The following is a 22,562-nucleotide window of genomic DNA, read 5'->3' as shown; positions in this document are numbered from 1 at the left end:
AAAATTGTATTATCCATAGCTAAAACCATTAGACAACAGCAGGACGTTACTAAAAAAGAGCAAGAATGGCTTCAAGGGTTAAATTATCTCAGAGAATCCGACCTAATAGACTTTCCCTGCGACGATTTGGTAACACTCAATCATCTTTGGGAGCAGTATAGTCAAGGTCATTTTGGATTTAGAGTACAATCTCAATTGTGGCAGCAAGTTAGTCAAGATTATAATAAATTCGCCGATCTAGTAGGATGGCGCAATGGTGATGCCGATTCTTGGCATTATTATTCTCACTTAACCTTTAGTTTAGACGCTCCTAAAGGTCATTTGCCCGCTGCTATATTTTATGCCGAAGAATCCGCTATTGGTTGGGCAGCAACTATTAAAAATAGATGTGATGAATGCTTGTTATAGAATTAGGGAGTAGGGAGTAGGGAGTAGGGAGTAGGGAGTAGAAAACTATGAAATCTACGATAGCGCTTTTCCTCTAGCATTTATATAGCGTTTATCATAGCGATGAGGTACAAAGGGATCCCCCTAAATCCCCCTTAAAAAGGGGGACTTTGAGGTACACATTATTTTTTCCCTCTTGCCTCTTGCCTCTTGCCTCTTGCCTCTTGCCTATTGCCTCTTGCCTCTTGCCTCTTGCCTCTTGCCTATTGCCTCTTGCCTCTTGCCTATTGCCTCTTGCCTCTTGCCTCTTGCCTATTAACTGCTCCCTGCTCCCTGCTCCCTACTCCCTATTCCCTATTCCCTATTCCCTGTTCCCTTTGCTATAAACTATACTAAAATACTCAATTTTTTCCCTTGTCACCAATCCTAGACCTTCGTAATCTAGAAACACGCTTTTTCACCCCAGCTGGTACTGTCCATGCTGTCAATGGTATTTCCTTCCAGGTCAATCAAGGGGAAACCCTCGGGATAGTTGGTGAGTCAGGTTCTGGTAAAAGTATCACCGCCCTGTCGATTATGGGACTAATCCCCTCTCCGCCTGGAAAGATTACCAATGGTGAGGTCATTTTTGAAGGGCGTGACCTCCAAAAGCTTAGTGAGGGGGAAATGCGGAAAATCCGGGGTAACCGTATCGCTATGATTTTTCAAGACCCCATGACTTCCCTTAACCCAGTACTAAAGGTAGAAAGGCAAATTACTGAAGCGCTACGGTTACACCAAGGAATGACCCGAGAGCAAGGACGATCTAGGGCAATTGAACTCTTAGAATTAGTGGGAATTCCTGGTGCAGCGGAACGGATTAGTAACTATCCCCACCAATTTTCTGGAGGGATGCGCCAGCGAGTCATGATTGCCATGGGATTAGCCTGTAATCCCCAGTTGCTGATTGCGGATGAACCTACCACTGCTTTGGATGTGACCATCCAAGCCCAAATTGTAGAATTAGTCAAGAAACTGCGCCAGGAAATTGGCATGGCCGTGATTTGGATTACCCATGATTTGGCGCTATTGGCGGGATTAGCGGATCGGATTTTAGTGATGTATGCCGGTCAAGTAGTAGAACAAGCATCGGTGATGGAAATCTATAAAAATCCTCGCCATCCCTATACGATTGGTTTACTCAACAGTATTCCCCGTCTGGATGAACAGCGCCAAGAGCGTTTGCAGACCATTGAAGGGTTACCACCAGATTTAACTAATTATCCCCAAGGTTGTCCCTTTGCTGCTCGTTGTCCTTTCGTGATTGATAAATGTTGGCAGAACGATCCCACCTTGGAATTAGTAAGTGTTGACCATGAAGTGGCTTGTTGGGTGAAGCCAGAGTTGAATGGGAGGTAAGCATATGCGCTACGCGCACGCTGCGCGAACAGCAGTCAGCAGTCAGCGGTCAGCTTAAAATAAACCTTCCGTATGATTCCTCCAAGTATTTTAGTGCGGCTTCACGGTCTAACAAAGGAGTTAGCTTAGCCTCATCCATCGCTTGGTTTAGACAATAATCTTCTAATCTTTCTGATAACTCATCTAAAGAAATGTTTTCTTCTGGAAATAACTGTCGCCACACTTCAATTGATTTTAAAATGCTATATATAGAGATATTCATAGTAATAATGTACAGATATTTTTGATCTTATCTGTTCCCTATTCCCTATTCCATAAAATAATAATTGTCTGGGGCATCTTACTGCTTTAACTTTTGCTGAACCAAGGAAGGTGTTTTTTATTGCATATCACGGGCAAATTCTTCATCCTCACGAATCTGTTGCCTGATTTCCTCAAAATGGTCATGATAATAGGCTAAAGCAGCATAGACATCCGCTAGGGTAATAGTAGGGTATTGTGAAACAATTTCATCCGGCGACAATCCTATTCTTTCGTGCCAAATGACAATATCCTCAACCCGAATACGATGACCGGCAATGCGAGGCTTGCCACCACAAACCCCCGGTGTAATTTCAATATGCTTTGATATGACACTACTCATGTTGTCTCCCGTTTATACACTGGTTTTACCATTATATAGAATTTTTCGCAGTTATGAGGTACACTTTTCAACCTCAAAGTCCCCCTTTTTAAGGGGGATTTAGGGGGTTCCATTTGTCCATCATGACTACGATAATTGCTATATATCTAACAATAATATCTAAATTTGACTAGATGCAAAAATATGGTTAGCAGTTAAACTAAGATCCGGAAATACTTTGGAAACAAGACCATCATCATTTCGGAACAATTGTTTTTGATACTCATCATCTAGTAAAGTGCAAATTGTAATGGTTGGTTGTTTAGGTTTACCAATATAATCTCTACCACCAATGCCCAGATAATCGACAATCCAGTATTCAGGCACACCTAGTATGGCATAATCTTCAACCTTACGAGCATAATCGTTCTGCCAGTTTGTGCTAACAACTTCAACAACAAGCTTGATTGAGGTTCCCAACGTAATCACAGGCTCTTTTTGCCATAATGGTTCATTTACGAGCCGAGTTCTATCTAATACAATCACATCAGGACGAAAAGCTGTTTGGGTAGCTAAAAGTTTGATCAGACATCGGTAGGGAATAACATAATCTGGGTATCCTCGGTCAATCTCCACATTTAACTTCCGTCCCACAAACCCTGCTACTTCCTCATGTGGTCCCGTAGGTTCCATGTCAATTAGTTCCCCATCGATTAGTTCATAGCGTTCGTTGTCACCATACTGGGTAATAAACTGATCAACAGTTATAAATGTTGGTAAAGCTTGAAGCATTACAATCGAACTCCTTATCTGTGTCAAATCATGCTGGTAGTGGTAAGCCGGTATTATCAATTCTTAAATCCTAATGGTAAATCGTGGTGGATACAAAATCTATAGCGTTTATTCGATTTATCAGCTACAGTTATCAACCTCAAAGTCCCCCTTTTTAAGGGGGATTTAGGGGGATCGCTGTGGATACAAAATCTATAGCGTTGATTGGATTTATCAGGTACGCTTATCAACCTCAAAGTCCCCCTTTTTAAGGGGGATTTAGGGGGATCGCTGTGGATACAAAATCTATAGCGTTGATTGGATTTATCAGGTACGCTTATCAACCTCAAAGTCCCCCTTTTTAAGGGGGATTTAGGGGGATCGCTTTGTCCCTCATGGTAGAGATAATTGCTATAATTAAGAAAACTTATTTTCTGTAAAATCCAAAGCATCATGACAAAAACTACCTTTTCATAAATATTAGAAGCAGCCGATGAACTGCCCTTAGACGATCAAGAAAATCTAATTAGTATTTTAATAAATCGTCTTCGCGATCGCCGAAGAGCCGAGAGAATTAGAGATGTTAAAGAAGCTCAACAAGAGTTTGCCGAAGGAAAATGTCAACCCGTTACTCCTGAACAGCTGATGCAGGAAATTCGTAAGCATATGCGCTACGCGCACGCTACTTGAGGTGCGGTCAGCTGTCAGCCGTCAGCTTAAAATAAACCTATGCAGGCCTATGGTCACGCTACGCGAACGGGAGAATTTAATAGTTCGAGATTAATGAGAATTGAAAGTCTGGGTAAAAGCCCATTGCGCATAAACTGATAGCTGATAGCTAAATGCTGATAGCTGACGGCTGATAGCTGATAGCTGACGGCTTAATGCTTACCCCTCAACTCATCTTGGCCAAAGATGCCCCTAACCACCCAGAAAAATTCTGCTGCTGCCCATTGGTAGGATTTTTCACTGGCATCACTTGGTAACGACTGGGTTGAGATTTGCGTAATGTAATCGGTAGAGTGACCAATTGATCCTGATGGAATACACTGAACTCGATCACATCACCAGCTTTGTAATCTTTTAAGCGATCGCATAATTGATCCCCATTGACTCGCAACCCATCAATAGCCAGTAACTGATCACCAGCATCCACTCCTGCCACTGCCGCAGGAGAATCCATCTCCACAAACTGGATCCAGTCCTGACCATTGTCAGTTCTCACCTTCACCCCCAAGTAAGGCACAGATTCTTCATCCACAGCCACCACTTGTAAGCCAAAGGGTTTGAGATACTGATTGAAGGGCAATTCCCCAGTACCCTCAATAGTCTTCGAGAAGAAATTACTTAAATCTAGCTCTGCTACCGATTCTATTACCTCTCGCAGTTGTTGGGGAGTAAAGCCAATTTCCCCTTTACCAAACTGCTCCCACATAATTCTTATCACATCATCAAGGGAACGCTTATTTCCATGGCGCTCCCGGATTAACAAATCCAGCAATAATGACACCATTTCACCTTTCAAATAATAAGAAATTTGGTTATTATCACTGTTTGCATCCCGTCGATAAAGCTTAATCCAGGCATCAAAACTCGACTGATCCAGGGGCTGCACCTTACGTCCTGGTGTAGTTAAAAACCGGGTAATTTCTTTACTCAAATTCTCTAACAACGTCTTAGCATCATAGATACCCGCTCGTTGGGGAATCAATAAGTCATAGTAACTGGTTGTTCCTTCACAAAACCACAACGATGTCGTATAGTTTTCCTTTTCATAGTCAAAGGTTTCTAGGGCTAATGGTCGGATCCGCTTAACATTCCACAAGTGAAAGAACTCATGAGCCACCAGTTGCAAGAAGCGATTGTACTTATCCTTTGCGCGAAAACCAAACCGCGAATAAATTAACGAACAACTATCCTTATGTTCCAGTCCCCCAAAGCCACTACCAGTTAGATACAGCAAGAACAAATAGTGGTCATAAGGTAAACCCCCAAACAGCTCAGCTTCTACCTGGATAATCTTCTTAGTATCCTCAATAATCCGTTGTGGGTCAGCATTCCCCTCTCCCCAGATGGCCAATTGATGGGGTTTGCCCAAAACCTCAAAGTCATAGAGCTTATGATCACCAATTTCAAAGGGACTATCCACTAAGGTATCGAAATCCCTTGCGTTGAAGGTATTAAATTTGCCTGACACTGCTGGTAAGGGTGTCGTCACCCGCCAATTGGGATTAGGTGGCGCGATAGTAACCTGGCAAGGGTGTTGTTCAAATCCTGGGATGAAGAAGAACAGAGCAGCACCATTAAAATAACCGTGGCTAGCATCTAAGTGATTAGTGCGTACCGTTAATTCATTAGCAAAGATACGATAACGCACAGTGATAGCCGAGGCATCACCAGTTTCCACTAGCCAATGATTCTTGGCCAGTTTCCGCCACGGTAAAGACTGGGTAGGATTACCCCTATCCGCAGAGAAATCTTGTAAATGTCGAGCATACTCCCGCACTAAGTAAGAGCCTGGAGTCCAAACTGGCATCTTTAAATCTAACAAAGGGGCTTCCCAGCCTTCCACTTGTAGCGTTACCTCAAACAGATGGGATTGAGGCTGAGGCATAGCGACATGGTAGTGAATAGCTAGGGTACTAGTGGCTGCGCTGCTCCGAAAAATAGTTGTTGCTTCAGTCATTACTCAACTTTAGGGATTACCATTTAGCTCTAAGGGTAGCAATCCTCTGGCTAGATAGCATTTTCATTTGAGATGTAAACATAGAGGGAATAGGGAACAGGGAATAGGGAATAGGGAATAGGGAGTAGGGAATAGTCGGAAAGAGAGCAGAGTTTTTGGTGTTATGATAAATCAGCCTTGGGTTTAGGTAATTATAGACACGTAAACTTTGTAAATAATTTTATTTTTACTAAGTAAATAACTATCAATTTATTTTTAATATATTTTAAAAATAAATCACCTTTTAGACAGTAATTAAAAATTTTTTTTGGTAATATCCGATTTGATAGCAATCCTAAATCAATTGAGAGAATGTTTGTTCCCTACTCCCTACTCCCTACTCCCTACTCCCTACTCCCTACTCCCTACTCCCTACTCCCTGTTCCCTTTACTAAATCTTGAATCCTCGACCTGTCCAAAAAAATTGATAATTAACTTGGGTAATGTCCATGTCTCCCCACCCTGACAACAGTGGTAGAGAGAGACTTATGACATCCCCCAAGCGTCCACCACTAGTTAAACCCAAAGCCCCAGGGCTGATTTTATGGATCTACAGATTATCGAACGAGATGGTAGACGATACCTTCCTACCGAGCAGTTGTCGATGACCGAATGGCCTCGGCTCACCACAAACCAACCTCTACCAACCCTTCCTCTCAAAGTAGATGACCTGTTTTTAATCACAGATACCCTAGGGAATATTTCGGGGAACTTAGAAAACGAAAATAATAGCACAACCGGGTTATTTTGTCAAGATACCCGCTTTCTCTCTCGCTTAGAGTTACAAATTGAAGGGCAACTGCCCATTCCCCTGAGTAGCAGTGCTGAGGAAGGATTTGTCCTATCGGTGATGTGTTGCAATCCCCGTTCACCTAATCTTCCCCCAAAAACCCTAGGCATTCAGCGGCAGCTAGCCCTCCATGGTGGCTTATGGGAAGAAATTGTAATCACCAATTACGACACTCAACCCCTTAGCTTCAGCGTCAGCCTCAGTTTTGATGCCGATTTTAAAGACTGGTTTGAAGTCAGGGGTCATCAGCGACAGCAGCGGGGAACTCTGCTGCATTTACTACCGCCTGATATCGATTTAGAGACGCTGTTAACCCTAAGTGAGTTCAACACCGATACCATCAACCTAGCTTACCAGGGACTGGATAACTCCCTGATTGAATCTCAGATCGACTTTACTCACCGTCTCCCAGACACCTACAAAGGGAACACAGGGGTTTGGGACTTGTGCCTCAAGCCTGGCGCTACTGAAACCTTAGGCTATCGACTGGAACTGCTCACCCACAAAGCGCGAATCACTACAGCTAAAATTCCAGCCACCCTTGAACAAGCTAAGACCGCTAACTTACTCCAAAACCAGGAATGGTATAAACGGGTAACTCACATTAGCTGCGATAATGAAACCCTTAACCAAGTGATTTCTCGGGCAATACGAGACATCTTTTTACTAAGGCAGACTATTAATGGCTGCACAGTTCTTTCCGCAGGAGTACCTCGGTTTTCCACCTTGTTTGGCCGAGATTCCATAATTGCTGCCTCACAAACCTTAATTCTTGACCCTACCATCCCCAAAGGGACTCTGGAAATTTTAGCCCAGTACCAAGGCCAAGAGGATAACCCATTGCGGGATGAGCAACCGGGTAAGATTTTGCATGAACTCCGGGTTGGGGAATTGGCTCGCTGTCGGGAAATTCCTCACACTCCCTACTACGGTACAGTTGATGCTACCCCACTCTGGCTGATGCTCTATGCCGATTACTATGCTTGGACCAATGACACAACTACCCGAGACCAGCTCTGGCCCCATGCTTTGGCGGCCATGGATTGGATTGATCGTCAATCTCAGCAAAACGGCTATCTCTGTTATCAGCGCCAGTCCAAAAAAGGTTTGCGTAATCAAGGGTGGAAGGATTCCGGTGATTCCATGGTCACTCGTGATGGTTCCCTAGCAACGGGAGCGATCGCATTATGCGAAGTCCAAGCTTATGTCTATGGTGCTAAAACTAGACTCAGCCATCTGGCCAGGATCAAGCAGCGAATTGATTTAGCCGAGCGTTGGGAAAACCAAGCCAAGGAACTCAAGCAACGCTTCAACCAGGATTTTTGGCTAGAGGACCTAGACTTCTGTGCCTTAGCACTAGATGGACAAGGAAAACTCGTAGATAGCATAACCTCCAATCCTGGTCATTGCTTGTCTTTGGGCATTTTTACCCCAGAAAAAGCAGCTAGTGTAGCAAAGCGACTGTTAGCACCAGATATGTTCAATGGTTGGGGGATTCGTACCCTTAGTAATCAATCCGCCGCTTACAACCCGATCAGCTATCACGTGGGATCAGTCTGGCCCCACGAAAATTCCTTGATTGCGGTAGGATTGCGTACGCTAAATCAAGTCGATCAAGCCTTAAAAATTGCCCAAGGCATGATTGACATGACAGTTGAGCAACCCTACTATCGTCCTCCAGAACTATTCTCTGGTTACCAGCGCACTTCCAACAGCTCTCCGGTAAAGTATCCAGGAGCCTGTCCTCTCCAAGCCTGGGCAACTGGCAGCATTTTCCAACTGCTGCAAATGATGGTGAATTTGCGACCGGATGCTCCAGGAAAAAATTTACGTATTTTCCGACCAACTTTACCAAATTTTATCAATCAACTCTTAGTTCGTAACTTGCGGATTGGCTCAACGGTGCTAGACTTGCAATTGGAACGATCTGATACAACCACCACCTGTAAAGTGGTCAAAAATTCCGGTAACCTCACGGTTGTGATCCAAAGCTCCAGTTAATGGCAAAGGGAAAGGACAAAGCATAGGGCTATAAATTTGTCCGGCGTGACAGTGGTAAGGCTTTCATAGAATTGACCCTGACCACTAAGCGCTGATCTCCCACGCACTGCCTTTATACTTGCCCAGTTATGATGATCGGCAAGCTGTCTTGACCATTAGTGCGTGGGAGTTGAAACCTATTGTTCAGGGTGTTTGAGTGTAGGTTATTTATCCTGCTGAAATTTTAATCAAAATTAAAAGCTTAATTGTTTCCATGTATTTTCCAACTGCCTTGTCGATCTAGGGGAATCATGTAAATATGGCGGTTGCTTACTTAAAGCTTGGCACACCCCGCCCTAATTCCAATCAAGATAGTGGGGTAAGCTATTGCCCCACTGCCAGAAGATCCCAAGGAGTGAGCCAATCTCCCACGACAATCCTACTCCCTGCTAGCCAAGGGCTAGAGCGGGAGTAGGTTACAGACCCACCATGGACAAGACACGCTAAGTTACTATGTCTAGTTTGTTACGAGCTGTTCTCCAAAGTAACGAGAAAGCCGATTTGCGTCAGTTTATCAGTCAACTGCGATCTGAACAAGAGCGGTACTTTCTAAGGAATCAGATTCTGCAAGCGTTTGATAATTACTGCACTACTCATGACAAGCCTGCTTACTTTAAAAGAACTTCCTCTATCGCCGAACTACTGAACTATACCCACGAAATTATTCTGGAAGAGAAAAACCTTTGGCTTCTCTTGCGGACAAGGGTTGCTTCTCAAGAAATCTATCGGCTAGCAGCGGATTTGACCAGTTTTGAACCAATGCCAGTGGAGGAGTTACTGAGCTTACGCGATCGCTGGGTTAAGCGCTACTTCCCAGAAAAAGGGGGTCTGCTAGAAATTGATGTTGGTCCGTTTTACAAAAATACTCCTACAATTCGTGACCCGAGAAAGATTGGCAATGGGCTGGAGTTTCTTAACCGTTACCTATCTAGCCAATTATTTGCTGACTCTGAGCAGTGGCTAGAGGAGCTGTTGAAAAACTTACAAGCGCACCACTACGACCACACACCATTACTGCTCAATAACCGGATTGACTCAACTACTCAACTCTTTGAAAAGCTTAAGGAAGCACTAACATTAGTGGGAGAGCTACCAGCTCACACCCCCTATGAAAAGTTTCGCTTCGAGCTTCAAGTTCTCGGTTTTGAAGCAGGTTGGGGTAACACTGCTGGTCGAGTGCGCGAAACCCTAGAACTGCTTGAGCGGTTAATGGACGCTCCTGATCATGCAGTCCTCGAAGCCTTTATTTCTCGTATTCCCCTAATCTTTCGGGTTGTTCTGGTTTCCGTTCATGGCTGGGTTGGTCAAGAAGGAGTCTTGGGTCTTCCCGACACCGCTGGTCAAGTGGCATACGTCATCGACCAAGCCCGTAGCCTGGAACAAACAATCCAAAACAATATTAAACTCTCAGGTCTTGACGTTCTGGGGGTCGAACCAAAGGTGATCGTTCTGACTCGCCTAATTCCCAACTGTGAAGGTACCCAGTGCAATCTACGCCTAGAAAAAATCCAAGGCACCAGCAACGGTTGGATTTTACGGGTTCCTTTCCAGGAATTTAACCCAAAAGTCACTCAAAACTGGATTTCCAAATTTGAGATCTGGCCCTATCTCGAATCCTTTGCCTTAGATTCAGAAAAAGCGCTGCTAGAAGAATTCCAGGGTAGTCCAGACTTAATTATCGGAAACTATTCCGATGGAAGTTTAGTTGCGTTTCTGCTGGCGAGACGCCTAAACGCTATCCATGGCAGTATTGCCCACACCATGGAAAAGCCTAAATATCTGTTTAGTGACCTCTACTGGAAAGACTTTGAGTCCCAATACAACTTCTCCATACAATTCACCGCTGATTTAATTGCGATGAATTCAGCGGATTTCATTCTGACCAGTACCTATGAGGAGCTTGTGGGAACACCAGAGAGTGTAGGCTACTACGAGTCTTACAAGTGTTTCAGTATGCCCGAACTGTATCATGTGGTGAATGGGATTGAGTTATTCAGCCCCAAATTTAATGTGGTACCACCAGGGGTCAACGAAAACATTTTCTTTCCCTACACCCAGACATCAGACCGGATTGCCCACGACAGTGAACGGGTTAAAGACTTGCTGTTGAGCAAGGAAGACCCCGAAATTGTCGGCTATCTCAACAGTCCTAACCAGCGCCCGATTCTGAGTATTGCGCCCCTAACCTCAATCAAAAATCTGAGTGGCTTAGTGGAATGCTTTGCCAGTTCAAAAGAACTTCAGCAAAAGTGCAACCTAATTTTAATTACTAGCCATGTCAGGGTTGAGGACGCCACTGATCCAGAAGAGAAAGGGGAAATCGAGAAGCTTAACCAGCTAATTAAGCAATACAATCTTCATGGCAAAATTCGATGGATCGGACTACGTCTGACCACCCCTGATATCGGTGAATCCTACCGAGTGATTGCTGATTTGGGGGGATTTTTAGTCCATCCTGCTCGCTTTGAAGCCTTTGGTCTAACGGTTTTAGAAGCCATGATCTCCGGTTTACCAACATTTGCTACTCAATTTGGTGGACCATCAGAGATTATTCAAAACGGCGATAATGGGTTTCTCATTAATCCCACAGACTTGCAAGATACTGCCGAAAAAATTCAGCAATTTATTTCAAAGTGCGAACACACCCCTGACTACTGGCAGAAAATTTCTCAAGCAGGTATCAAGCGAGTTCGGGATAAATACAATTGGCAGTTGCATACCAAACAGCTGCTCTCACTCGCAAAAATTTACGGATTCTGGAGCGAAACCTCTAAAGAAAGCCGAGAAGCTCTGCTGCGCTACCTAGAAGCTTTGTTCTATCTGATTTACAAACCCAGAGCGACAAACTTACTAGCCAAGCATAGGTCGCGTTAATCAGAGATTATGGGCTATAAAAAAGTGAGGAGGGGGAGCAGAAAGCATCACAACTGAATGGTTGAGCTGACTGTTTCTAAAGTAATGCTTAAAAGCCTTCAAATTCTACTGATTTTAAGCTAATAAGAACTCACTCTTAGTTAATTCCCTGGTAATTTCCGGTTAATCGGGAATTTACTAGCTAAGATGCACCACGATGGACATTAGTCCGCTCGTTGTAATGGTTACGACAGCTACGAATGACCGCCAGTTCGTAGCCCTGCCGCTAGTAGTTAAGGTGAGGGAAAAATCTGCTGCTAGCCCAACCAGCCTTTACAACCAACATTGCCCTTCGCGGAAGCGGGACTAAGTCCGACAAACTTTACTCCCGATCTCAGTTGCACAAAACCCGTGCAATCATGGAGGCTGATTCTAGAAATTACTAGTTATAGAAATTACTAGTTATTAAGCCTCCTATCGTTAACTGACCTAAACTCATCGTCCGATGTCGGCTACCAACAGCTAACCAAAGATTTGTTGATGTGTCAGTTAATGCGGAAATCGCATAATTATTAGTGAATTCACTAATTATGGGCAATTTGCCTGAGCCAATAACTATTTCAATTAATTGCTAGTAGCCTTCCCTTGACAGCAGGGGTTTAGATTGTCGGGTATGGGGTATGGGGAAAATCTGGTGTTAGTGATCCGAGTTTCAAGGGTGGCGTTGTGCCATCTTCTGTTCACACCCCCATCAGCTCTCTCTCCCACTCCCTAAACCCTACACCCTATACCCCACAAGGGAAGGGAAGCGTTTGACCTCACTCAAGGAACCACCCACCACAGCAACACTAACGACTAACTATGGATGCCAAAGTATCGTCCCCATCTAGCTCTAACCACATCTACAGCGACTGGACAGTAACTGAGACCAAATTTGATCCGACTCAATTGCACTACAAGGAAACCGTTTTTACCCTTGGGAATGGTTACCTCAGTACCCGAGGTAGCTTTGAGGAAGGGTATCACGGTGCATGGCCAATGACATTGATTAATGGTGTCTACGACGATGTGCCAGTTGTCTATACTGAACTGGCTAATTGTCCTGATTGGCTACCTATAGTGATAGTTGTAGAAGGTGAACGCTTTCGTCTTGATCAAGGCGAGATCTTGCACTACGAACGTCAACTTGACCTGCATCGAGGCAAGCTAACTCGTGATGTGCGTTGGCGTAGTCCTGGTGGTAAGACTATCGATATCCATGTCGAGCGTTTTGCCAGTATGGCTGATGACCATCTGTTAGCCCTTCGCTGTCAAATCACTCCGGTGGATTTCGATGGCGCCATCGAAATTCAAGCCAGCATCAATGGCTACCCAGATAACCAAGGGGTGCTCCACTGGGAATGGTTGAAACAGGGTCAGATTTCAACGGGAACTAACCAGACATCAGAAGGAGGTATCTGGTTACACGTTCGCACCCGTCATACGGCTATCGAACTGGGTATGGCTTCCCGAGTCAGTGTAAGTGGTGTTGATGATGCCCAAATACAGCTAAAGGGTTGTGAAGGTCACCCCACCTTAGCCACTAGCTTACACGTGCGCTCAGGACAGCTAGTGACCCTGGATAAAGTAATTAGTGTGTTCACATCCCGGGACACCGAAAACCCAGAAAAGGTAGCCCAGGAACACCTGGTCAACCAACCAGATTATCTAACCCTATTCTCTCGACATGAGGCAGCTTGGGATAAGATTTGGCAAGATAGTGATGTTGTCATTGAAGGGGACATCAACGCTCAGATTGCTATACGCTACAATATGTTCCAACTGTTCATTAGTGCTCCTCGTCATGATGACCGGGTGAATATTCCCGCTAAAACCCTTTCTGGTTTTGGCTATCGGGGTCACGTTTTCTGGGACACAGAAATTTTTATGCTGCCGCTGATGATATTAACTCAGCCCCAGATTGCCAAGAATTTGCTGACCTACCGTTACCATACTTTACCTGGGGCAAGGCGTAAAGCTAAGCTTCAGGGCTATCCGGGAGCCGTTTACGCCTGGGAAAGTGCTGACACCGGCGACGAAGTAACCCCTCGCTGGGTTCTCTCTGCTGAGAAGGATGGAGACCCGATCCGAATTTGGTGTGGCGATCGCGAACTCCACATCACTACTGATGTAGTCTATGGTATCTGGAAATATTGGCAGGCTACTGGTGATGATGACTGGGTGGTGCGTTACGGTGCTGAGATTATCCTAGATACAGCGGTATTCTGGGGAACTCGGGTTGAGTGGAATGGTAAACGGGAACGCTATGAACTGCGGGATGTGATTGGTCCGGATGAATACCACGAAGGGGTAGACAACAATGCCTTCACCAACCGCATGGTTCAATGGCACCTAGAGACTGCTCAGTTCGTCCTAGACTGGTTGCGTCGGGAACATCCACAGAAAGCTAAAGAACTGGAAGAAACACTGGAGCTAACCCCAAGCCGAGTTAGTCTGTGGTCTGAAATTATCCGTCGGATGTGGATACCCTATGACCATGAAAGGGACTTAATCGAACAGTGTGAGGGGTTCTTCCAAATTGAAGACATCAACCTCCAAGATTACGAGCCACGTACCCGTTCCATGCAGGCTATCCTTGGCATTGAGGGAGCAAGTAAAAAGCAAGTGCTCAAGCAGCCAGATGTCTTGATGTTGCTATACCTGATGCGGGAGCAGTACGGCGTAACCTCTGAGCCAGAGAAATACCGGGAAATTTTGCAACGAAGTTGGGACTACTATTCTCCTCGCACCGATCACACCTATGGTTCGTCCCTCGGTCCTGCGGTTCACGCCATCCTCGGCTGTGAATTAGGAAAGACAGAGGAAGCTTATGTACACTTTATGCGGGCAGCGATGGTAGACCTCGAAAATGTGCGGCGTAACGCTCATGAAGGAATTCATGGTGCTTCCGGTGGTGGTGTATGGCAAGCTATAATCTTTGGATGCGCTGGGATCAAGTTCACAGACAATGGACCTGTTGCTATTCCCCACTTCCTACCGGGCTGGACACGTCTCAAGTTTAAGCTGCAATGGCGTGGAAAGAAGTACGAGTTTGATCTCAATCCAGAAACCAGTACTCAAACAGCACAATCTGAGGCTACCATCTCCCCAAGTTCTCGACCCCCCGGCTCTCCAGCTCAAATCCAGGGTGTGATTTTTGACTTAGATGGCGTAATCACCGATACCGCAGAATATCATTACCAAGCTTGGCAAAAACTAGCCGATGAAGAGGGTATTCCCTTTAATCGCGAGGCCAACGAAGCACTGCGGGGTCTTTCACGTCGAGAGTCCCTGATGGAACTTTTGAACGGTCGCTCAGCCACAGAAGACCAACTCCAAGAGATGATGGATCGCAAAAATAAGTACTATCTGGAATTGATCAAGAACATCTCTAAGGCTGACTTACTACCTGGAGCTCTAGAGTTACTGATTGAACTCAAGGAAGCTGGTATCAAAGTAGCGATTGGCTCCGGTAGCAAAAATGCCAAGGAAGTTATGGAACGATTGGGTATTAGCGATCGCATTGATTCAATTTCTGACGGCTACAGTGTGACCCGCTCTAAGCCAGCACCAGATCTGTTCTTGCACGCAGCACAGCAGTTGGGATTGGAACCCGCTTATTGTGTAGTAGTAGAAGATGCCGGATCTGGTGTCGAAGCCGCTCTAGCTGCTGGTATGTGGGCTGTAGGACTTGGTCCAGTTGAACGAGTTGGAGCAGCCCACCTGGTGTTACCCAGTCTCGAAGGCATACACTGGAGCAACCTCCACAAACAATTAGCAGGAAATCGTTTAATTCCTTGTTAGGGTATGCATTAACTAACTATTTGGAACTAAATTGGCTGGGTGAAGTCTAATTCACCCAGCCATATTTTTGTGGGTTTTGTCCTGAGTACTGAGTAGCGAGTGCTGCTTAATATAAATCAGTTCCTGTCATTTCTTATTCAGAAATCAATGAACTTGGCAACTCAGGACTTTTCTATTTAATTTTTATGTTTAGAGTGAATTACCACCATTGCTTCCCACCTATAGGTAGACTAGTGGATCTAGTAGTGACCTGCTTTGCAGGGATTTTTCCTTAACTAGATTGAACTAGATTATTTCAAAACGTAGATGGTTTTTCCTACTGGGTTTCACTTTTTGATACTAACAGATTAACCGCACTGAAAAGTGCAGTGGTGGGCTACATTTTCCCCATGAATGTGGGGAGTTTTGCCTCCCGATTTCCTATAATTATCTGGACAAAGCGTTAAGCAATATCAAAACGATTAGACTGCACTGACAGGGGCTGAGGTTGTGCCATTAGCTGACATATGCTGTTCGATCACTTTCTGAAAAGCCGCTTCATAGCCATCAACCATCTTGGGAACGCTGAAAGTCTCTTCCACATACTTACGGCACTCTTCCCGAGACAGTTTAAGAGCCTCTGGAATGGCAGCGTTTATATCCTCAACATTGGCACAGATTATGCCAGTTCTCTTGTCGGCCACCACTTCCGGTACAGAGCCAAAGTTCGTGGCAATCACTGGAGTCCCAACACACATTGACTCAATCATCACCAAACCAAAAGGTTCGGGCCAGGTAATCGGAAAGACGGTCAGGCTGGCTTTGGATAATAATTCCACCTTCTCTTCGTGGCTGACTTCACCCAAGTATTGAATTTGTTTACCGTCGATTTCCGGAGCAATTTCTTGTTCGAAGAATTCCCGGTCAACTACATCAACCTTGCCCGCCATTTTCAAGTTCCAGCCAGTTTCACGGGCAATTCTGATCGCATGATGAGGTCCTTTCTCCTTTGACAAACGACCCAAAAACCCTAAGTAGGGGGGGTCATCGGCTGGTTTTGGATTGAACGGATAATCCTCTATTTTAACACCATTGTAAACGGTGGCAACGTAATTCATCTCTGGTCCGGATGACCGCTGATGATTACTGATGCTAATATGGGGTATGTGGCTGTATCGCGCATAAGCCTTGCTAATATCATGGCCGAAGCGACCATGCATGGTATGAACCACAGGGGTCTTGTACATGTCAATCACCGGAAAGGTAATCATCCCTGTGTGAAAGTGAATTAGGTCAAACTCATCAGCCACCTCGCCAATCTGAGCCAGTTGCAGTAGTTCGTAAACTATTGGTGCCTCTACGGAGGGGTCAAGGCGCAAAGCCTGAGGAGCCACAGACTTTAGTTTAGCCTTAGTGATGGAATCTCCAGACGCAAATAGGGTGACATCGTGACCGCGACGAACTAATTCATCAGTGAGTTGGCTCACAACTAGTTCGATCCCACCATAGCCTGGTGGGGGAACTCTCTCCCATAAGGGGGAAACTTGAGCTATCCGCATATCTATAGTCCTCCAAAAATCTTCTAAATTGGCTTGATTGAGAGCTAGTAAAACTTAAGACGGTGCTCTGATCACAAATAAAAACCGATTCTGCTATCTTACAGAAAGTTTTTAGCTTTTGGGAAGAAGCTAGACCTAATCTATCTACATTCCCCGGGAGTAAGTCAGCACCCTACAGGTGTAGGCAGGTTAATTAATTTAAGTTTTATTTAACTTTATGAAGAAATATTAGCTTATGATAAGTAATCTATCAAGCCCGATGTTGGTAAATTCAGCCAAATCTCCTAAACCTAAGAGGCTAACAACCCACTTGAAAAGTAGACAGGGTGTCGAGTGTAGGGTGACAAGCCTGTAGGGTGAACCAGTGTGGGTCAAGCCGGTATGGGGTGTAGGAAGAGGATTTAGTGAGTCAGGGTAATGGCGATTAGCCGTTCGGGGGGTGGCGTCAGCCCCATCGCAAAATCCTCAAAATTCGTCATTTTTTAGCACTACACAATGTAGTGAGTATTGAGTAGTGAGGAATGTGGGTTTTACGAACTTTAGTCCCACAGCCCACGCCTCCCTTGTGGCGCAGGTAGTACCTAGAGCTAATCTTGCCTCATGAGCTACCTCGTCTGACAAGCTGAGTTAGCTGCTTGATATTCATCAAGCGCATAGTCTGCTGCTCCGGGTCAGCCTTAATCCAGCCCTTACTCTCCAGCTTTTTCATAATTTTGGTAGTATCCTCTACACTGATATCTGTGATGTCAGCTAAGTCTTGATAGCAAATGTTATAGATTTCTGTGCCTTTTTCAGTGATTTCACCGTAATTTTCTGCCAAACCAACTAGAGTATTGACTAAATTAACCGCTGGAGGCTGATACCGATTTTGTAACCGGACATTGCTCTGACGTAACCGCCGCACCATCAGTTGTAACATGCGATGGTGCAACTGGGGATCTTTAAACAGAGTTTGAATAAAGCGTTGCGCAGAAATGGTCAGTAGTCGCACGTTCGACATGGCAACGATATCGGTGGAGCGGGGAGATTCATCAAGAATTGCCATTTCACCAAAAAAGTCACCCCGACCCAAAATTGCCAGTGTGACATCGTTTTCACCGCGTAAGTGTCGCACTTTAACCCAGCCGGAGACAATAAAGTAAACAGCATTACCCCAAGCATCTTCCATGATGATAGCTCGGTCGGTTGGGTACTCATGCTCCACCGCAATGGATTCAAACCATTCTAAGGTTTTTGGGCTAGCTGTATTAAATAGTGGGAAAAGGTCACTATAAGCTTTAGTCTGCATTAGGGTTCTTTAAGCTGAGATTGAAAGTAATGATACACACGCTTTGACGATCTGGAACTGCTTGGAAACTTCCTAGCGTAGCAGTGATGGTGGTTAACCACATTCTATTAAACCAACTCTATTAAACTAACAGGTAAAGGTGAATACTGATGATACTATCAGCTATGGACTGTTGAGTGTTATCGTTCACCAGTTACGTAGATAATTTAATTCAACCCTCCCCCACTAAGCTGTCGCCCATTTAAATTTAATAGTTTAGTGGCTGAACCCCTTTGTTGGTAACGAGTGATTTTTAAAATTACATGGGAACTTAAATCTTTGATTGTAGTAGGAGAGTCTTTTTTTTCTAGAGTATGAACCTATGCACTACCAGCAGGTAGTTAGAGCATCCCGAACGTAAAACCCTCTATCAGTTAATTCTGCGACCCAAACAAGTTTACTACCTTTAACCCTAGCTATTCCCATTGTTTTAACCCCAGGTTCAATTTGAAAGTGCATCTATAATAGCAGCAGCCCATCTCAGACCATAATGAAATAGCCCTGTAATAACGGTTACTTTTTTTTAAATATTCAGGTTTTGACGTATTTTTTGCCGTTTCATGAATCCTTTTTTAAGCGATGCAGCGCGGTCTTGGGGAGCCAGTGCGGTCTTGGGGGTTCCCCCCGGAGACGAAACCTGATTACGTTGAGCCTTTATGGTTGGTAGGTTATGCAAAAAAGGGTTAAAACTTGAGGCGCGACCCCGTAATTTAATTCTTCAAGCGGAAAGCGCGCCTCCATTGATTAAGGCGAGCCTGTCTTACGGTAACTATCGCCAAAGGCGACGCTTGGCCGTAGGCCACGCCAAAGGCGAACGCGAACAAACCATGAGCAACTGGCGTGGTTTCCCCCATGAGCGACTGCATCAAGACAAGGATATTAACCCGTTAATTCACATTTAAAATAAAGAGCAGTTTTTATTTAAAAGTCACTAAAATAACCAAAGGGTTTAGGAAGGTACTGTATTTTAAAATCCTGACTAAGCGGATTTTTTTAAACTTGTGGATCAGAATCTAAATTACAAACATCAGTTTTCAGGGATTTAATAGTCAATTATTTCTGAGTTTTTGTTTCCCTAATGGTATCGACCTTACCATTACTATTTCAGTATATCCGATACACACTGAGAGTGTTAAGATATAAGGAAAAAAAATTAATTGTGTCTTGGCTTACCCTTCCTAACTATGCATAGAGTAGCAGAGGAATTACCTCGACCACTTCTTGTTAAAGAAGCTGACGGCCAACAAATTCACACGGACTTTAACTACCGTCCACTAACCTCTATTGAAACACAGTTTCCCTGGTCCGAATCTGACTCTGGTGAGCCTGAGCAATTCTCTGTTTCCTAATTTGGGCAATGGCTTTGACTAGTCTAAAAGGATTAATACCGTGTTCGTTAGCATAGCGTAAGATATCTTGCAGCTCTTCTTCGGTAAAATTAACAGTTGGCTGAGAGTGGGTAGATGGCTGATTTTTGCTATTTTGAGTCATAATCCTGGTGTGCCAATAGGTTGAAGGTTGTAGATGTATCCCTGACTTGCCATAACAGTTGCTTGAAAGATTTTGAACTGAGGTTGTCAGATGGCTGCTCATGGGCAGCTATACCCATTGAGCGGTCAGCTTAAGGGCTACTTTCCTGGGTAAACAGCTATTAGCTCGTTAGCTGTACGGAGATCAGAGCTTAAGTTCAATAGCTAAACCAAAAGCTAAGTTTATACCCAAAGTAAGTATAAGCGTGCAAATGCTCAAGCAATTTGAGATGATTGACTTTAAGTTTGTAATACGGTTTCGATATTCCTTGATAGTTTGGCTTGGATTAGATCGTTTCCCATACTCAGCTGTTAATGACTAACCACTAACGACTAAACTAATGACTATAATCCTAACGAACGATGATGGGATAGATGCTCCCGGAATTAAAGCACTAGAGCAAGCGGTCAACGGTAACGGTAATTTTGTAATTATCGCTCCGGTGGAGCATCATTCAGGCTGTGGCCATCAGGTGACTACATATAAACCGATTCACGTCCAACGTCGGTCAGACTATGAGTATGCAGTCTCTAGTACCCCAGCGGATTGTACTCGCCTTGCAATATCACATATTATACCAGAGGTAAAGTGGGTTCTGTCAGGTATTAATGCTGGCGGTAACTTGGGGGTTGATGTTTACATTTCTGGTACAGTGGCGGCGGTTAGGGAAGCGGCGATACAGGGAATACCAGGTATTGCGATTTCCCAATGGATTAAAAAACCTTGGGTGATTAATTGGGAGGTGGCCAGTCGTTTGACAGCTAGGGTGTTGGCGGATTTGTTGAATCGTCCGATTTCTGCTGGTACTTACTGGAATGTGAATTTACCTCACTTGGAACCGGGTTCACCTGAGCCAGAGGTGGTATTTTGTGAACCGAGTACTCAACCGTTACCGACAAAGTATCGTGTGGACGGGGATCACTACTATTATGAGGGGGAGTATAACAAACGCGATCGCGCTCCTGGTACTGATGTGGATGTGTGTTTTTCGGGTAATATTGCTGTGACTCAGTTGCGACTTTAAGGCATCAGGACTTACCCAAAACTGGGCACCAAACGCCCTTAGGTAGTAGGGTGCCCCTACTAGTAGAGTAACTCTCCAAGTCCTGGCAATGCTATTGGTGGTTTGGTTTGGAACCACCAAGGCACAAAGGTAAGCATTCAGTGGTCAGTGGTCAGTGGTCAGTGGTCAGCCGTCAGCGGTCAGTGGTCAGCCGTCAGCCGTCAGCCGTCAGCTTATTTTATTCAAAAGCTGTTCGGTGTAGCTTGGCCAATGGCTGATAGCTGATAGCTGATAGCTGATAGCTGATAGCTGATAGCTGATAGCTGATAGCTGAATACTTACGCACAAAGTACGCGAAGAGGGAATTAATCCATAGCGTGAATCAAAGTTTTTAGTAATTAGTTACCATGCGAATTTTAATCATGGGTGGTACCCGGTTTGTTGGGGTTTATTTAACCAAGGTTTTGGTGGAGATGGGCCATGAGGTGGTGCTGTTCAATCGGGGAAATAAGCCAGCGCCACTGCCAGGAGTCCAACAGATTCATGGCGATCGCAAGGATCCCAATCAGCTCAAGGAAATGTTATCGTCTCAAGAGTTTGATGGAATTTTCGATAATAATGCTCGGGAGTTGAGTGATACTCAACCGTTAGTGGAAATTTTTAAAGACCGGGTGCAGCATTTTGTGTATATGAGTTCCGCTGGGGTGTATTTGAAGTCGGAGCAGTTACCCCATCTCGAAGGAGATCCAGTTGATCCCAATTCTCGCCACAAGGGTAAACATCATACTGAGGCTTACCTACAAGAACTTGGGGTGCCATTTACGGCGATTCGTCCAACTTATATCTATGGTCCCCAAAATTATAATGATGTTGAAGCTTGGTTTTTTGACCGGATTGTTCGCGATCGCACCATTCCCATCCCTGGTAATGGCATGCACATTACTCAGTTAGGTCATTGTCAGGACTTGGCGAGGGCAATGGCGGCAGTATTGGGGAATCCGGAAGCGATTGGGAAAATTTACAATGTGTCCGGGGAACGCTATGTCACCTTTGATGGTTTAGCACGAACCTGTGCTATGGCCTGTGGTAAGTCGGCTTCAGAGGTCAAGCTCGTGCATTATGACCCCAAGCAGTTTGATTTTGGTAAGCGCAAGGCTTTCCCATTTCGATTACAGCACTTTTTTGCTGATATCCATAAGGCTAAGACGGAACTTAACTGGCAACCGGAGTATGATTTGCTTTCGGGACTGAAGGATTCCTTTGAGAATGATTATCTGGCTTCAGGTCGGGATCAAGCTGACGTGGATTTTGCCGTTGATGACCAGATATTAGCGGGTAACAGGTAAACTAAACCAGAGATTAAGGTTAGGACGACCGATAGCCAGAAAAGGACAAGGGATGGGATGATCCAGGTGTCGGGAGTTGGAGCAATTAAAAGTGCGATCGCACTAATTTGGCTGACGGTTTTGAGTTTACCCCAGATATTGGCTCCCTGTATGCTAGCGCTACCGGATAACTTGGGGTTAACTCGCCAACCTGCGATCGCTAACTCCCGTGCCAAAATCAAACAGACTCCCCAAGCGGGTACCTGACCTAGCTCAATTAATGCTAGTAGGGGCGCTAGTACCAAAAATTTATCCACTAACGGGTCAAGGAATTTGCCTAAATCAGTAATTTGGTTCAGTTTACGAGCTAGATAACCATCTAACCAATCCGTTCCAGCAGCAAGGAGAAA

At 44.8% G+C, this 22,562-nt stretch carries 21 protein-coding genes; 13 read left to right on the top strand and 8 right to left on the bottom strand.

Going from position 1 to position 22,562, the window contains the following annotated elements; all coding sequences use genetic code 11:
- The 3 genes from F6K37_RS10320 to F6K37_RS10310 form a co-directional block, all read left to right on the top strand.
- On the top strand, positions 1 to 408 hold a 408-nt coding region (locus F6K37_RS10320), incomplete at its 5' end, for a GUN4 domain-containing protein (protein ID WP_287249956.1).
- Between the two features lie 149 nt (positions 409 to 557).
- A complete protein-coding gene (locus tag F6K37_RS10315) occupies positions 558 to 773 on the top strand; it encodes a hypothetical protein (RefSeq protein WP_287249954.1) in 216 nt (71 codons plus the stop codon).
- Positions 774 to 801: 28 nt separating this feature from the next.
- Positions 802 to 1,785 (top strand): ABC transporter ATP-binding protein, encoded by a 984-nt coding sequence (locus tag F6K37_RS10310; RefSeq protein WP_008185604.1) that lies wholly within the window; start codon positions 802 to 804, stop codon positions 1,783 to 1,785.
- 49 nt (positions 1,786 to 1,834) lie between these two features.
- Here the strand turns inward: F6K37_RS10310 and F6K37_RS10305 are convergent, their stop codons facing one another.
- From F6K37_RS10305 to F6K37_RS10295, 3 genes are all read right to left on the bottom strand, one after another.
- Positions 1,835 to 2,047, bottom strand: coding sequence for a RelB antitoxin-like protein (locus F6K37_RS10305; protein WP_008185606.1), 213 nt, complete (start codon positions 2,045 to 2,047; stop codon positions 1,835 to 1,837).
- Between the two features lie 117 nt (positions 2,048 to 2,164).
- Entirely contained in the window at positions 2,165 to 2,428 is a 264-nt protein-coding gene (locus tag F6K37_RS10300; RefSeq protein ID WP_287249951.1) for a DUF433 domain-containing protein, read from the bottom strand.
- A 159-nt stretch (positions 2,429 to 2,587) separates the two neighbouring features.
- Positions 2,588 to 3,199, bottom strand: a complete 612-nt coding sequence (locus tag F6K37_RS10295) for a Uma2 family endonuclease (RefSeq protein WP_287249948.1) — start codon at positions 3,197 to 3,199, stop codon at positions 2,588 to 2,590.
- 456 nt (positions 3,200 to 3,655) lie between these two features.
- Here F6K37_RS10295 and F6K37_RS45465 point away from each other — a divergent pair, with 456 nt between their 5' ends.
- A complete protein-coding gene (locus F6K37_RS45465) occupies positions 3,656 to 3,868 on the top strand; it encodes a hypothetical protein (RefSeq protein WP_502708056.1) in 213 nt (70 codons plus the stop codon).
- A gap of 205 nt (positions 3,869 to 4,073) precedes the next feature.
- Here F6K37_RS45465 and F6K37_RS10290 read toward each other — a convergent pair whose 3' ends face one another.
- A complete protein-coding gene (locus tag F6K37_RS10290) occupies positions 4,074 to 5,864 on the bottom strand; it encodes a M61 family metallopeptidase (protein ID WP_287249946.1) in 1,791 nt (596 codons plus the stop codon).
- A gap of 343 nt (positions 5,865 to 6,207) precedes the next feature.
- Here F6K37_RS10290 and F6K37_RS10285 point away from each other — a divergent pair, with 343 nt between their 5' ends.
- The 5 genes from F6K37_RS10285 (at position 6,208) to pgmB (ending at position 15,429) form a co-directional block, all read left to right on the top strand.
- Positions 6,208 to 6,369 (top strand): hypothetical protein, encoded by a 162-nt coding sequence (locus F6K37_RS10285; RefSeq protein ID WP_287249944.1) that lies wholly within the window; start codon positions 6,208 to 6,210, stop codon positions 6,367 to 6,369.
- Positions 6,370 to 6,447: 78 nt separating this feature from the next.
- On the top strand, positions 6,448 to 8,694 hold the full coding sequence (locus tag F6K37_RS10280; protein WP_008185616.1) for an amylo-alpha-1,6-glucosidase: 2,247 nt from the start codon (positions 6,448 to 6,450) through the stop codon (positions 8,692 to 8,694).
- A gap of 298 nt (positions 8,695 to 8,992) precedes the next feature.
- Complete coding sequence (locus F6K37_RS10275; RefSeq protein ID WP_154659831.1) at positions 8,993 to 9,148, top strand: hypothetical protein; 156 nt, start codon at positions 8,993 to 8,995, stop codon at positions 9,146 to 9,148.
- Between the two features lie 38 nt (positions 9,149 to 9,186).
- Positions 9,187 to 11,607 carry a sucrose synthase gene (locus F6K37_RS10270; protein WP_008185619.1) on the top strand — a complete coding sequence of 807 codons (2,421 nt, stop codon included), beginning with the start codon at positions 9,187 to 9,189 and terminating at the stop codon, positions 11,605 to 11,607.
- A gap of 840 nt (positions 11,608 to 12,447) precedes the next feature.
- On the top strand, positions 12,448 to 15,429 hold the full coding sequence (gene pgmB, locus F6K37_RS10265) for a beta-phosphoglucomutase (protein ID WP_008185621.1): 2,982 nt from the start codon (positions 12,448 to 12,450) through the stop codon (positions 15,427 to 15,429).
- Positions 15,430 to 15,890: 461 nt separating this feature from the next.
- Here the strand turns inward: pgmB and F6K37_RS10260 are convergent, their stop codons facing one another.
- Both F6K37_RS10260 and F6K37_RS10255 read right to left on the bottom strand, forming a co-directional pair.
- Positions 15,891 to 16,967, bottom strand: coding sequence for a glycosyltransferase family 4 protein (locus F6K37_RS10260; protein ID WP_008185623.1), 1,077 nt, complete (start codon positions 16,965 to 16,967; stop codon positions 15,891 to 15,893).
- A 598-nt stretch (positions 16,968 to 17,565) separates the two neighbouring features.
- Positions 17,566 to 18,255, bottom strand: coding sequence for a Crp/Fnr family transcriptional regulator (locus F6K37_RS10255; protein WP_008185625.1), 690 nt, complete (start codon positions 18,253 to 18,255; stop codon positions 17,566 to 17,568).
- A 695-nt stretch (positions 18,256 to 18,950) separates the two neighbouring features.
- Here F6K37_RS10255 and F6K37_RS10250 point away from each other — a divergent pair.
- The gene (locus tag F6K37_RS10250; protein WP_008185628.1) at positions 18,951 to 19,196 is read left to right on the top strand and encodes a hypothetical protein; all 246 of its coding nucleotides are present in this window, start codon (positions 18,951 to 18,953) and stop codon (positions 19,194 to 19,196) included.
- Positions 19,197 to 19,575: 379 nt separating this feature from the next.
- Here F6K37_RS10250 and F6K37_RS10245 read toward each other — a convergent pair whose 3' ends face one another.
- Positions 19,576 to 19,887: a hypothetical protein gene (locus F6K37_RS10245; protein ID WP_044493570.1), complete on the bottom strand. Its 312-nt coding sequence runs from the start codon at positions 19,885 to 19,887 to the stop codon at positions 19,576 to 19,578.
- Positions 19,888 to 20,164: 277 nt separating this feature from the next.
- Here F6K37_RS10245 and surE point away from each other — a divergent pair, with 277 nt between their 5' ends.
- The 3 genes from surE (at position 20,165) to F6K37_RS10230 (ending at position 22,173) form a co-directional block, all read left to right on the top strand.
- A complete protein-coding gene (gene surE / locus F6K37_RS10240) occupies positions 20,165 to 20,848 on the top strand; it encodes a 5'/3'-nucleotidase SurE (protein WP_287249935.1) in 684 nt (227 codons plus the stop codon).
- Positions 20,849 to 20,950: 102 nt separating this feature from the next.
- Positions 20,951 to 21,112, top strand: coding sequence for a hypothetical protein (locus tag F6K37_RS10235; protein ID WP_165691854.1), 162 nt, complete (start codon positions 20,951 to 20,953; stop codon positions 21,110 to 21,112).
- A gap of 122 nt (positions 21,113 to 21,234) precedes the next feature.
- Positions 21,235 to 22,173: an NAD-dependent epimerase/dehydratase family protein gene (locus F6K37_RS10230; protein WP_008185637.1), complete on the top strand. Its 939-nt coding sequence runs from the start codon at positions 21,235 to 21,237 to the stop codon at positions 22,171 to 22,173.
- On the opposite strand, the gene pgsA is transcribed toward F6K37_RS10230, so the two are convergent.
- The coding region (pgsA, locus tag F6K37_RS10225) for a CDP-diacylglycerol--glycerol-3-phosphate 3-phosphatidyltransferase (protein WP_287249933.1) at positions 22,119 to 22,562 on the bottom strand (444 nt) is incomplete at its 5' end. The genes F6K37_RS10230 and pgsA overlap by 55 nt on opposite strands.

The sequence above is a fragment of the Moorena sp. SIO4E2 genome (assembly GCF_010671945.1).
GTDB lineage: Bacteria > Cyanobacteriota > Cyanobacteriia > Cyanobacteriales > Coleofasciculaceae > Moorena > Moorena producens.
Note: the sequence above shows the minus strand (reverse complement) of the source record. Positions and strands in the feature narration are given on the sequence as shown.